The organism is Archangium lipolyticum (genome assembly GCF_024623785.1).
Taxonomy (GTDB): domain Bacteria; phylum Myxococcota; class Myxococcia; order Myxococcales; family Myxococcaceae; genus Archangium; species Archangium lipolyticum.
Window position 1 is genome coordinate 20,403 of record NZ_JANKBZ010000053.1, and the last position, 13,866, is coordinate 34,268.

General features: G+C 68.9%; 6 protein-coding genes. 4 read left to right on the forward strand and 2 right to left on the reverse strand.

Annotation, left to right across the window (positions count from 1 at the left end):
• The first annotated feature begins 80 nt into the window (after positions 1–80).
• The 4 genes from NR810_RS50000 (at position 81) to NR810_RS50015 (ending at position 10,466) form a co-directional block, all read left to right on the forward strand.
• Positions 81–5,204 carry a non-ribosomal peptide synthetase gene (locus tag NR810_RS50000; protein WP_257463243.1) on the forward strand — a complete coding sequence of 1,708 codons (5,124 nt, stop codon included), beginning with the start codon at positions 81–83 and terminating at the stop codon, positions 5,202–5,204.
• Positions 5,201–6,715, forward strand: a complete 1,515-nt coding sequence (locus NR810_RS50005) for a condensation domain-containing protein (protein WP_257463244.1) — start codon at positions 5,201–5,203, stop codon at positions 6,713–6,715. The genes NR810_RS50000 and NR810_RS50005 overlap by 4 nt, the downstream gene beginning before the upstream one ends.
• Positions 6,712–7,914: a cytochrome P450 gene (locus NR810_RS50010; protein WP_257463245.1), complete on the forward strand. Its 1,203-nt coding sequence runs from the start codon at positions 6,712–6,714 to the stop codon at positions 7,912–7,914. Before NR810_RS50005 ends, NR810_RS50010 begins: the two co-directional genes overlap by 4 nt.
• A gap of 191 nt (positions 7,915–8,105) precedes the next feature.
• Positions 8,106–10,466 (forward strand): Ig-like domain-containing protein, encoded by a 2,361-nt coding sequence (locus tag NR810_RS50015; protein ID WP_257463246.1) that lies wholly within the window; start codon positions 8,106–8,108, stop codon positions 10,464–10,466.
• A 66-nt stretch (positions 10,467–10,532) separates the two neighbouring features.
• Here NR810_RS50015 and NR810_RS50020 read toward each other — a convergent pair whose 3' ends face one another.
• On the reverse strand, positions 10,533–11,459 hold the full coding sequence (locus NR810_RS50020; protein WP_257463247.1) for a hypothetical protein: 927 nt from the start codon (positions 11,457–11,459) through the stop codon (positions 10,533–10,535).
• Positions 11,460–11,523: 64 nt separating this feature from the next.
• A complete protein-coding gene (locus NR810_RS50025; RefSeq protein ID WP_257463248.1) occupies positions 11,524–13,725 on the reverse strand; it encodes an ATP-binding protein in 2,202 nt (733 codons plus the stop codon).
• Positions 13,726–13,866 lie beyond the last annotated feature (141 nt).

Here is a 13,866-nt window from a genome sequence, read left to right on the forward strand (position 1 = left end):
CCCCCTTCCTCGTGAGGTGGCCAGCGCACCGTTCTGCCACCGTCTTCGGCGCGTTCACGTGTGACGCCATTGGAGGCTCGTTGAATCCCCCCCCGTCCACCCTGGTCACCGGAACAGAGTACGAACGACTGCTGTCCAGCCTCCGGCTGAAGAGCCCGTGGGCGATAGGAGAGGAGCACGCCGGAACCGCATCGCCGGAGGGCGTGGACGGTGTGCCCCCCGGACCGTGGCGGTCGGTGCTGGATGTGTTCGAGCAGCAGTCACGGCTGCATGCCGACCGCGTCGCGATCGCGGACGCGGCCGTCACGGTGACCTACGCGCAGCTGAGCAAGCGCACCCGCGCCCTGGCTGGAGTCTTGCGAGCCAGGGGTATCGGTCGCGGGAATGTGGTCGCGCTCGTGATGGACCGGGGACCCGTCTTCATCGAGACCCTGCTCGCCATCTGGCGGGTCGGTGCGGCCTATCTCCCGCTGGCTCCCGCGCACCCGGCGGCATGGCGCGAAGAGGTCATCCGGAAGGCGGGAGCGGCGCTGGTGGTGGACCTGTCGCCGGCCAGCGCCGTACCGGGTGTGCCCCACCTGGACCTCGGCAGTGCGCTCCACCCCACCGTGCCAGGGAGCGAGGACGCGGCGGAGGGGATGGCGCTCACCCCGGAGGATCTGGCGTACATCATCTGTACGTCCGGTTCGAGCGGTGAGCCCAAGCTGGTCATGATCGACCATCGGGGTGTCGCCAATCTGATCCTCGCCCAGCGGGACTCCCTGGGAGCGCTGGGGCCAGACACGCGGGTGCTGCAGTTCGCCCATCCAGCCTTCGATGGGGCCCTGTTCGAAGTCCTGCTGGCGCTGGCCAACGGCGGCCGGCTGGAGACCATCGACGCCTCACGAATCTCCGGTGAGCCGCTGGCCGACGTGCTGCTCACCCGCCGCATCACCCACGCGGTGCTGCCCGCGGCGGTCCTGCGCACGCTGCGGCCGGGCCGGTTCACCCACCTCGAGGTGGTGCTGAGCACCGGTGACGTGTGTCTCCCGGAGACCGCCCGGCAATGGGCCGCGTTCCACCGCTTCATCAACGGCTACGGCCCGACAGAGGTGACGGTGGCCAGCACGCTGCACACCGTGGGAGCCCAGAACGGCGAGCGGGTGCCCATCGGCCGTCCCATCTCCCACTCCCACGTCGTCCTCCTAGACGAGCACCTGCGGCCGGTTCCCCACGGGACTCCGGGGGAGCTCTGCATCGGTGGAGAGGGTGTCGGGCGCGGGTATCTGGGACAGCCCGGCCTCACCGCCGAGCGGTTCGTTCCCGATCCGTTCAGCCCCGAGCCAGGACGCCGGCTGTATCGCAGCGGCGATGTCGGCAGACAGCTGGCGGACGGAACGATCGAGTTCCTCGGCCGGCGCGACGACCAGGTCAAGGTCCGCGGCGCGCGCATCGAGCTGGGCCAGGTCGAGGCCGCACTGCTCGCGCTGCCGGACGTGCGTGACGCGGTGGCCGTCGTCGACGGACGGGGTGAGCGTCTCCTGGGCTACGTGCTACCGGCCGACGGAGCGGAGCTGTCGGCCGACGCGGTACGCGCCGGACTCCGCCGTCACCTGCCCGGCTATCTGGTACCGGATGTGATCGTACCGGTCGACGCATGGCCGATGACCACGAGCGGCAAGGTCGACCGCGCCCGGCTGCCCCGGCCACAACGTCCGGACAGCACCGGCTACCAGCCGCCGCGGACCCCCGGGGAAGAGGCCGTGGCGGGAATCGCGGCGGAGTTGCTCGGGCTGGAACGGGTCGGGGTGCACGACAACCTGTTCGAGCTGGGTGGCCATTCCCTGTTCGCCACGCAGCTCGCCGCCCGGGTGCGCGGCGCGCTGGGTGCGCACCTCGAGCTGAGTGCCGTTCTCCAGTCCCCCACGGTCGCGGAGATCGCGGCACGGATTGGTGACCGGCGCGACGGCGCGGAGTCGGGGCCGAAGATGGCTGAACCGGGCGCGGAGCCCGTTCCGTCGTACGCCCAGCAGCGGGTGTGGTTGATGCACAAGCTCAACCCGGACGCGGCGGCCTACCACACGCAAGCGGTGCTCAGACTGGCGGGTGAGCTGGACATCACCGCGCTGCACGCCAGCCTCACCGACATCGTCCGGCGCCACGAAGTGCTGCGCACGCGCTTCCCCGAGGTGGACGGAGAGCTGCGGTGTGAGGTGGATCCGCCCTTCGCGGTGGAGGTTCCGCTGCGGGACTTCAGCGGCGCGGATGAAGCCCAACAGGAGGCCCTGGTCGGTGCGGCCGTTCGCGAGATGCTCCAGACGCCGTTCTCGCTCGCCGATGGCAGGCCGTTCCGCTGGCTGCTGCTCAGGCTCCGCGCGGACGAGCACGTCTTCGTGCACGTCGAACACCACATCGTGCACGACGGCTGGTCGTTCCTCGTCTTCGTCCGCGACCTGCTCGATGGCTACACCGACTTCTTACGCCACGGCGAGGTGCGGCGCCCGGACCTGCCCGTGCAGTACACCGATTACGCGCGCTGGCAGCGGGAGTGGTGCGGCACCGAGGCCGCGGAGGCGCAGCGCCGCTTCTGGCGCCAGGAGCTGGAAGGCGCGGAAACCGTGCTCCAGCTCCCCCGCCGCACCGAGCCCGGAGCGAGGAAGTTCCGCGGAATCGCGCCCCGGATGGAGCTCGACGGTGAGCTCGCGCGCCGCTTGCAGGCCCTGGCCGACCGGAACAACACGTCCCTGTTCAACACGCTCCTCGCGGCGTTCTTCGTCCTGCTGCACAGGTACACCGGCTCACGAGACATCCTCGTCGGCTCCGCGGTCGCCAACCGGCGCTGGCAGGACACCGAGAACCTGCTGGGCATGTTCGTCAACAATGTCGTGATGCGGGGACGGTTGCACGGAGACCCCACCTTCGAGGAGCTCCTCGCTCGGGTGCGGCGGACCTCCCTGGCCGTCTACGACAACCAGGAGCTGCCGTACGAGATGATCTTCGCGGAGTCGCCCGCGCGGCATCATGGCGGGTTCAACCCGTTGCTCCAGGCCATGTTCAGCTTTCACGACTCGGCACCCGGCGCGCTCGGCGCGTCCCCATTCGAGGTCTCCATCATCGAGGGACTCAGCAACGGCTCGGCCAAGTTCGAGCTGTCCGTCGTCGCCGTCCCCCGCTACGCCGAGCCGGGGCACAGCAGCAGGCTGGCCGGAGACATCATCCACATCCCCCGGTCCGATGCCCCCGTGCTCCCCAGCCCGCGCTCGTCCCTGCAAGGAATCCTGCTCGCATGGGAGTTCGACTCCGACCTCTTCGAGGAGTTCTTCATCACCGGAATGCTGTCCGCCTACCAGCGGCTGCTGCGTTCCATCACCGCCGCCCCGGACACCCCGGTATCGAGGCTGTCCCTGCTGGACGACGCGGAACGGCGGGCGCTCGTCTCCTCGGGCCCCCGGGTGGACGCACCGGCGGGATGGCTGCCCAGCTTCGTCGAGCACTGGGCCGAGCGCACTCCGGATGCCCCCGCCGTGGCATCGGGTGACTCGCCCATGTCCTACCGCGAGCTCACGCGCCTCGCGGGACGGCTCGCGCGGCATCTCCGCGGGATGGGGATCGGCCACGGGGATGTGGTGGCGGTGTGCGCCCCGCATTCGGCCGAGCTCGTCGTGGCACAGCTGGGAGTCCTGAAGTCGGGTGCGGCCTGGCTCCCGTTGGAGCCTCGCCATCCTCCTTCCCACCTGGAGAGGCTCGTCCAGGACGCCGGGGCTCGAGCCGTGGTCACCACGGCGGGGCTGGCCCATCTCGTCACGGGCATCCCGGTCGTGAGGCTGGACGACGTCCACGACGTGCCGGAGCTCCCGCTGCCCTCGGGAGCGCCCACCGACCTCGCGTACGTCATCTACACGTCCGGGTCGACCGGCAGGCCCAAGGGCGTCCAGATCGAGCACCGCTCGGTCGTGGCCCGTCTGTACGGAACGGACGTGGTCGACCTGGTGCCGGGCAAGACGATGCTGGCCATGGCGTCGGCCGCCTTCGACGTGTCGGTGCTGGAGATCTGGGGCCCGCTGCTGAAGGGCGCGGCCATCCACTTCCTGCCGCCCGGCTGGGACATCCACGGCCTGGCGCGGTGCCTCACCCGCAGCGGGGTCACCCACGCCCTGCTCACGCCCGCGGTGTTCCACCCCCTGGTGGCGGAGGCTCCGGAGGCGTTCGGCCACCTGGACAGGGTACTGGTCGGGGGCGATGTCGTCTCCCCGGACGCCTTCCGCGCGCTGCGGCGCAAGGGAGTCACGAGGGTGACGAACGCCTACGGCCCGACCGAGGCGACCATCCTGGCCAGTGCTCAGCGGCTCGAGGACTGGCAGGACGTCGAGGGCGCCAGTGTGCCGATCGGCCGGGCACTGTCCAACGCCCAGCTCGTCGTGCTCGACGAGCACTCGCAGGTGGTTCCGCCGGGCGTGGTCGGGGAGATCTGCATCGGCGGACCCATCGTCGCGCGGGGGTACCTCGGCGGGCCGGACCTCACGTCCGAGCGGTTCGTGGCGAACCCGTTCGGGTCGTCACCGGACGAACGGCTGTACCGCACGGGGGACCTGGGCCGGTGGCACCCCGGCGGGGTGATCGAGTTCCTGGGCCGCCGCGATGAACAGGTGAAGATCCGCGGCATCCGGGTGGAGCTGGCCGAGGTGCGCGCCGCACTGGCCGCCCATCCCGGGGTGACCGACGCCGCCGCCGTCGTCGAGCGCAAGGGGGGCGAGCCACGGCTCATCGGCTACGTCCTGGCCGCACCGGGCTCCGCGGTGTCCGGCCAGGCCGTGCGCGAGGACATGGCGCGCAGGTCGCCCGGACACCTCGTGCCCGAGACCGTCATGGTGCTCGACGCATGGCCGTTGAACACCAACGGCAAGCTCGACCGGGCCCGCCTGCCAACGCCCCACGGGGACGCGAGCACGCCGTTCGTGGCGCCGAGGAACGAGACCGAGAGCCAGATCGCCGCGATCGTCGTCGAGCTGCTGAAGGTGGAGCGGGTCGGTGTCCACGACAACCTGTTCGAGCTGGGCATGCATTCACTGCTGGCCCTGAGGCTCGCCTCACGGGTGACCCGGGCCACCGGCCGGGAGGTCGGTCTCGCCACGATCCTCGCGGGCCCGACCGTCGCGAAGCTGGCTGGCGCGCTCACCACCCTGCCGCCCGCTCGGCCCACCATCGTGAGACGGCCGCGCGCATGACGATCGCGTGCCCCATGTCCTTCGCCCAGCAGCGGCTGTGTTTCCTGCACTGGCTCGACCCCTCGGGCTTCGCCCAGAGCACGGCCCGCTGCTTCCGGGTGACGGGCCCACTGGACACCACCGCCTTGAGTGCGGCCGTGGACGTGTTGGTGGCCCGGCACGAATCCCTGCGGACCGTCTTCCCACTCGGCACGCACCAACACGTGCTGCCAGACGGACGCGGACACCTGCACGTGCTCGACGTCGCGGACGAATCCGAGGCGCCGCGGCAAGCAGAAGCCCTCGTCTCCCAGCCGTTCGACATCGAGAACGGGCCGCTGCTGCGGCTCACCGTGCTCCGGTCAGGTCCGGAGACGCACTTCCTCGTGTTCTCGGCGCATCTCCTGGTGGCCGATGGATGTTCGCTGCAGGTCTTCTTCGAGGAGCTGGCCATCGCCTACCGCGCGGCGGTCCTCGGTGAGCCCGCCGGGTTGCCCGAGCTGCCCGTGCGGTACACGGACTGGGCGGAGTGGCAGCGGGAGCAGCTCACCGACTCGCGCCGCGCGGAGTTGTCACGCTGGTGGCGCCAGCGGCTGTCCGGGCTCCCGCTGATGCTGGACCTCGTCCCGCCCCGCCGCGCGCTGGGACGGGGACGGCGCATGCATCATGTTCTCCCCACCGAGGTCACCGCCGCGGTGCGCGCGTTCGCGAGTGCCGAGCGTCAGACCGTCTTCACGGTCCTGGCCGCCGCCTGCGGGGTCGTGCTCGGACACGCCGCGAGCAGGCAGCAGGTGCTGCTCGGTCTGGCCGTGGCCAACCGCGACCCGCCCGAGATCGAGCGGGTGCTCGGGTTCTTCGTCAACACCGTCGCGCTGCGGATCGACCTGAGCGGCGACCCGGACTTCCGCGAGCTGCTCGTGAGGGTGGCCGGGACACTGGCCGCGTCCTACGCGCACAAGGATTTGCCCTTCGAGCAGCTCGTCGCCGAGCTCGCTCCACCGAGAGATCCCACCCGGTCGCCGATCGTCCAGGTCAACTTCGCCCATCACCCGCTGGGAACGATCGGCGCGCTGGAGCTGCACGGCTGCTCGGTGAAGGAACACCTGCTGGACTTCGCCACCGCCAAATTCGAGCTCACCGTTCGTGTCGAGGAGACCCCCGACGGCACGAGCATCGTCTGGGCCGAGTTCGACGAGAGCATGTTCGACACCGGCTTCGTCGACGGCCTGCTGTCGGCCTACGAGGAGGTCCTGCGCGCCGCCGCACCCGGTGTGCCGGTGTCCCGCCTGCTGCCCGCGCGCTCCGCCACCGAGCGGGCCCTCACCCGGATCTTCTCCGACGTGCTGGGGCTCGAGGCCGTCGGCCCGTACGACGACTTCTTCCGCCTCGGCGGCCATTCCCTGCAGCTGATCGACATCGCGGTCCGGGTACGTGCCGAGCTCGGACCTCACATCGGGCTGCGCGACCTGTACGCAAACCCGACGGTGGCAGGGGCCGCCGCACTTCTCGAACCCTCAGGAGCGTCACGATGACCGATTCCTATCCACTGCCCAAGGACTGGCGGTGCCCGCTGGACCCTCCGGCCGCGTACAAGCAGCTCAGGAAGGAGGCGCCGATGACTCGCGTCCGGGTGTGGGACGGCAGCACGCCCTGGCTGATCACCCGCTACGACCACGCCACCGAGGCCCTCGGAGACCCTCGGCTGAGCCTGGACTTCAGGCTGCCGGGCTTCCCGCACACGTCGCCCTCATCGGCGGCCCGGCTGGAGCGGACCCTTCCCTTCCCCTTCCGCCCCGATTCGGAGTACCGGGTCCAGCGGGCCATGCTCGTGCAGGAGTTCTCGCCGCGGCGGATGGAGACCCTGCGGCCGCGGATCCAGAGCATCGTCGACGAGACGCTCGACACGATGCTGGCCGGGCCGCGGCCGGTCGACCTGCTGGCGGCCTTCGCGCTCCCCATGGCCATCCGCGTCATCTGCGAGCTGCTCGGCGTTTCCTACGACGACTACGTGTACCTGCACGGCCTCAGCTGCACGATCGGCTCCCGCGACTCGACGAAGGATGCAGCCGGAAGGGCGCTGGACGAGATGGAGGGCTATTTCCAACGTCTGGTGGAGGAGAACGTGCGCAACCCCAGCGACACGCTCATCGGCCGCATCGCGGCCGAGCACGTGCGGCGGGGAACGCTGAGCGCGCAGGACGCGGCCGCCATGTTCCAGATGCTGTTCCACGCCGGGCACGGACCCACTGCGTACATGATCTGCATGGGCACGATGGCGCTGTTGCTCCACCCGGAGCAGCTCGGCGAGCTGCGTGCGATCGCGGATGAGCCCTCCAAGCTCTCCGCGGCCGTCCAGGAGCTCCTGCGCTACGTCACCGTCTCGAACAGCGGAAGACAACGCGTCGCCACGGAGGACATCACCCTGGGCGGCCAGCTCATCCGCGCCGGTGAGGGTGTGCTCGTCCAGACGGATTCGGCCAACCGCGATGAGACGGTCTTCCCCGACCCGGACCGCATGGACATCCACCGCCCGCCGCACCGCAACCTCGCCCTCGGCCATGGAATCCACCTGTGCACGGGACGCGCGCTCGCACTGATCGAGCTCGAGGTGGTGTTCCGCACGCTGTTCCAGCGCGTCCCCACCCTGCGGCTGGCCGTGCCCGTCGAGGACATCCCCTTCAAGCAGAACGACAACCTGCTCGGCGTGCACGAGATGCCGGTCACCTGGTAGCCCGGCCCCACGGCGCCGGAAATGGCTCCGCCTCTGTTTTCTCGCTGCGATTTCACGGGGAGGCTTCATGGGGAGCTCCCCGGGTGGAAACAGTGGCACCCCAACATTTCTCAGTTTCACTGAAAATAATTACGCTTGCTGTGTCCCGTCCCGGTGGGTTCGTCCGCCGAACGGAGCAGGGGTGAGCGGACATGAGTGCTCGAAACCAATCGTTGCGTGCGAAGTGGCTGGCGCCGCTGGTGGCGTGCGTGTTGGTGGCCTGCGGTGACGCACCAAAGGTCAACGTGGGCTCCGGCTCCGGCTCGGACGGGACGGTCGAGTCGCCACCGGACTCCGGAACGACTCCGATAGGAACGGATGCGGGCTCGGGCTCCGGCTCGGGCAGCGGTGACGCGGGGAGCGTCGATTCCGGCACATGCCCTGGTGCAGCCACCTGCCCGGGCGCGGACGCGGGCACGGCCGATGCCGGAAGCGACACCGATTCGGACGCGGGCACCAACACGGACGCGGATGCCGGAAGCAACACCGGCACGGACGCGGGCACCGGCACCGGCATGGACGCGGGCACCGGCACGGACGTGGATGCCGGAAGCGGCACCGGCACGGACGCGGGAGTCTCACCGCTCAGCGCGAGCTCGGGTGGGGACAAGGTCATCTGCGCGGGCCAGTCCGTCTCCATCGGCCTGCCGGCCAGTGGCGGGATGCCGCCCTATGCATATGCGTGGAGCGCGAGCCCCGTGTGCACGGGCTGCTTCGACAGCGCCACCGTGGCCTCGCCCACCGTGGTGCCGCCACTCACCACCACCTTCACCCAAACGGTCACCGACGCCCTCTCGCAAACGGCCTCGGCGGACACCGTCGTCACCGTCCTCCCCCACCCGGGCAGCGCCGGGACGGACCTGAACCTCGATCCGGGCGCTTCCAGCGTCATCGGGCCCGCGCCGGTCTCCGCCGCCACCTACACATGGTCCTGCAACCGCGCGGATTGCACGCTCTCGGCCTCCGACGTGGCGCAGCCGGTGGCGAGCCCCACGCACACGACGACCTATACGCTCGACGCCACCAGCGGACCGGGCTGCTCCGTCCGCAGCACCCTGACCGTCCAGGTCAACCTGCGAGCGGATACCGTGCCGCGGGACGGCGAGTTGGCCTTCCCGCTCGGTTCGGCGTTTCTCGTCCAGTTCGACCAGCCCATCGCCCAGGCCAGCCTCACCACCGCCGCCGTTCGACTCGAGGAGGCCCTCACCGGCAACCCGGTGGCGACGAGCTTCTCCTACGACGCGGCCAACCGGCGGCTGCGCGTGGAGCCCACGGGGAGCAACTACGTCGCCGGGATGGACTACACCCTCACGCTCGCGGGAGGGCCTTCCGGCATCACCTCGGATGACGCCGTACAGCCCAACCTCTTCCCCTCGGACGTGCAGGTGGACTTCACCACGGCCGCGGCGGACACCACGCCCCCGGGCATCGCCTTCCGCAACCCGGGAGTGGGGGCCCCGGGTGTGGCCAGCAACACCACCGTCGTGGTGACCTTCACCGAAGCGGTGGACCCCGCGACGGTGACGGACGCCACCTTCACGCTCACCGGCACGGCCGGGCGCGTGACGGGCTCGGTGCACTACGACGCGGCGAACTGGACCGCCACCTTCACCCCGTCGGCCGTGCTGGCGGCCTCCACGGCGCACACGGTGTCGCTCACGGGCATCAAGGACCTGTCCGGCAACGCGATGACCACGGCCACGAGCTGGTCCTTCACCACGAGCATGGAGCCGGACACCACGCCTCCCTCGGTGACGGCGGTGAGCCCGGCGAACGAAGCCACGGCCGTGGCCTCCTCGGACCCCATCACGGTGACGTTCAGCGAGGGCGTGGACGGCACGAGCCTCACGGGCATCCGGCTGCTCCAGGTCTCCAGCGGCACGTACGTGGCGGGCACCCTCCGCTATGACGCCGTCCTGCGCGTGGCCACCTTCACGCCGACGGTGCTGCTCGGCTCACAGACTTCCTACGAGGTACAGGTGAGCGGGGTGAAGGACCTGGCGGGCAACCCCATGGTGGTGCCCTTCACCTCGAGCTTCACCACGCGGCGCACGCTCTTCGCGGACGACTTCGAGAGCGGCACGGGCGCGTGGAACCTGCCGGCGCCCTCCACGGGAGCGGTGTGGAGCCTCACCACCGCCAACTTCCACAGTTCGAACCACAGCCTCACCGACAGCGCGGGCGGCAAGTACGCGGCTGGTACGGTGAGCTACGCCGAGCTGGCGGCCCCGCTGAACGTCTCGGGCCTCACGTCGGTGTCGGTGCAGTTCTGGATGAAGGCGCGCACGGAGCGGAACAAGGACTTCGTCTATGTGGACATGAGCATCGACGGCGGCGCCTGGCAGCCAATCCCGAATGCGAAATACGCGGGCAACCAGGCGTGGGCGGTGCGCACGCTGAACCTGACGCTGTCCGGCAAGTCGACGCTGCGCGTCCGCTTCCGCCTCGAGTCCAACGCCACCAAGAACTTCGATGGCGTGTACGTGGACGACATCATCGTCCAGTCGCCCTGACGCCGGTGGGCCTGCCACACAACCGGGGCAGGCCCACCGTTCCGAGGCGCGGGGGTCCTTTCCCCTTCAGTACGCCATGTTGTAGGTGGCCATTCCGTTCATACCCGCGGAGGTCGGGTAGCTGGCCACCGGCGTCGCGGCTCCCGTGTTGGGATTGACGGAGAGCAGAACGATGGAGTGGCTCGTCGCGTAGGCGCCGAAGAGCTTGTCGCTCTGGTCGATCTCGAAACCGTAGACGCCGCTGTAGCCGAAGTTGCCAATCCTCGTGCCCTGGCCGGAGAACTTGTTGATCTTGATCAGGGCATCGGAGGACGACGTGCTTTTCCCGGAGCCATACAGGTTGCCCCAGAGCGAGCAGGCGAGGTCTCCGGACGAGGAGAACCCGACCGAGCCGATGACGACGTCCACCGCTCCACTGGCCGCATCGAGCGTGTACAGCGTGTCGCCGCCCCAGCCGTACAGCACGTTGCCGCAGAAATCGATGGCGTTCACGAAGCCTCCGACGTACCCCCTGCGGGTAGCGGCCCCGGTCGATGCATTGAGGGTGTAGAGCGAGCCGTTCACGCCCATCGCGTAGAAGGTGGACGTGTAGGCATCCAGGGCGAGGTCATTGAGCACCACCCCTGTCTCCCCGATCTTCACGAAGCCGCTGATGACCCCACCGCTATAGGTGAAGCGGTAGAAATCGCTGGAGTCGTCCCCGTTCCCATCGCCCACGGCGTAGAAGGTCACCGAGGACGACGGCGGCATGGATTCATCGATGCCACAATCCTGGTAACACAGCTGCTGACGGATGGAGCAGAGCCCCATGGAGCCGGGGCTCGCGGCCACGCAGCTGTTGTAGGCCATGTTGCAGCTCACGAAGCAGGCCCTATCGCTCGCCGCGGTCATGACACCGAGCGAGTCTCCGGTAGCGGCCTCCTCTGGCGAACCACAGGCCATGGCCAGTGCGAAGACCGCGACAACGGCTACCGCCTTCAGTTTCTTCATCATTCGGGTTCCTCTCCCAAGGGCCTTTCCCTTGGGTCGCTGGAGCCCGATTTCGTGGGAACTTTTTCTACGCGTGGGTCGAAGGCTGGACCGGGGCGAAGGGCACTTCCAGGGAGAAGGTGGCTCCGTGCCCGAGCCCCTCGCTGTGGACGCTCAACGAGCCGCCCAGCTCCTGGGCCGCCAGGGCACTGGAGTGCAGACCGAAGCCGTGCCCTTCCTCGCGCGTGGTGAAGCCGTACTGGAAGATGCGGGTGAGCATCTCCGGCGCGATGCCCATGCCGTTGTCGTGGATGTCGATGCGGAAGCGGTCGGCGGCGGCCTGCTCCAGCTTCACCGTCAGCACCCGCTCGCCCGAAGGCGCCTCGTCCAGGGCGTACTTGGCGTTGCTGACCAGGTTGACCAGGATCATCAGCAGCTTGTGCTTGTCGGTCATCACCTGAGGCAGGGGCGTCAGGTTCCGCTGCACCTTCACGTGGTGGCGGGTGAGCCCGGCCGAGTTGATGCGCAAGGCGTCCTCCAGCAGCTCCGCCAGGTTGACGGGCTCGTGCATCCGGGGCGTGCGGGCGTAGTTCTGTTGAACCTTGACGATGTCGCCAATGTGCTCGGTGTAGCGGCCCACGTCGTCGAGCAGCGAGACGATCTCCGTGCGCTCCTCGACCAGGTTCCTTCCCAGCCCGTTCAGGAAGGGCATCAGGTGCCGTCCGCGCTCGTCCTGGGAGAGGAAGGCCGAGAGATCCTCCTGGTGCTGCTCGAGCATGTGGGCCACCCGGCTCACGTGCTCCAGCTTCATCCCCTTCACCCGCTCCTTGGCGACCTGGGCCGAGGTGTAGACGCTGTTGAGCACGTTGCCCACGTTGTGCAGCACGTTGGTGGCGACCTCCGCCATGCCCGCGCGGCGCGCCGTCTGCACCAACTGCTGGTTGACCTCCTTGAGCTCGCGGGCGCGCTCCTCCACGCGCTGCTCCAACCCCTCGTTGGTCTGGCGCAGGGCCTCCTCGCGCCGCTGAACCTCGTCGGCCATGAGCTGGAAGGCGCGGGCCAGCTGCCCCAGCTCGTCACCGCGTGCGGTGTCCAGCGTCACCTTGAAGTCACCGGCCGCCACCTTGTCGGTGGCCTGGCTCAAGTTCAGCAGCGGGCGGGTGATCTGCTGCTGGAGCACCTGGAACATGATGGCCAGCTCCACCAGCAGCGACACGATGCCGAGCAGCAGGACGTAGCGCGCCGCCAGGAAGGCGGGCTGGGACAACACACTCTCGGGCAGCACCGTGGCGAGGTTCCACCCGGGGCCCCGCAGCCGCGTCACGGCGACGTACTCGTCGTACCTGGGAATCTCCAGCGTGGCCTGATCGGCCTGGCGGCTCTCCAACCGCTCGAAGAGCTCGCGCAGGTGGGCCGCGTCCTCCTCCGTGTCCAGGAGTCTGTCGGCGACGTCCGGCCGGCTGGCGTCACTCAAGATGTTGTAGGCAACGGTGGCGCTCGCGAGCTTCAAGTCCGGGTGGGCGATGAGCTGGCCATCGTCGCGGAAGAGCACGTTGTAGGCCCCGGGGACGTGCTCCTTGATGGTCCGGGTCATCAACTCCTCGAGGAAGAGATCATGGCCGAGCGTCGCGATCTGGCGGCCGTCCAGGTCCACCGGCGTGGCGACCGAGACCATCCAGATCTTGGAGACGGTCTCCTTGTAGATGCCCGTCCAGATGGTCCGCCGCTGGGGATTCTTCTCGGGCGTGCTGAGGGTGTAGTCCTCATACTGCGTGACCGAGAAGTCCGCCGGGAGCGCCTGGCTCCAGGTGGGATCCGTTGGCCAGAAGCCGACGATCGCCCCCTCCGGAAAGGCGATGTAGCTCGTCTTGAAACGGACATGGAAGGCGGGCCCGTACCAGGTGAGCACGTCATGCGCGGCCATGAGCCGGGTGCGCAACCCGGCATCGAGGGCCGCGTTGCGTGGAATGAAGAGCTGCACCATCCGCGTGCCATCGAGGATCTCGGGCCGGTTGCGGATCGTGCCATCGGGCAGCCGCGTGAACAGGCTGTCGAAGCGTGCGTTCACGTCCTCCTGTTGGGATTGGAGGGTTCGAATCCTCTCCAGCAGGGCCTTCTTGAGGAAGGCGTGATTGTCCTCCGCCTGCAGGAAGATGGCCTCCTCCCGCTGGCCGCGCTCGGAGACATGCTGCTGCAACTGCGCGAGGGTCTCCTTGCGCAGGGCATGACGCATGTGAAGGTAACTGAAGAGCGTGGAGAGGGCGATGATGACCGCGATGCGAGCACCCATCTTGAGGAGCGTCGATCGGGCAAGAGGGGCTCGAGGGCCAGAAGATGGATGCATGGAAGACGGGCCGAATTCGGAACGACACCAGGCCATTCGCGGAAATTCCCTCGCGGACTATACAGGGGATCGCCTGTCAGAAAGCTG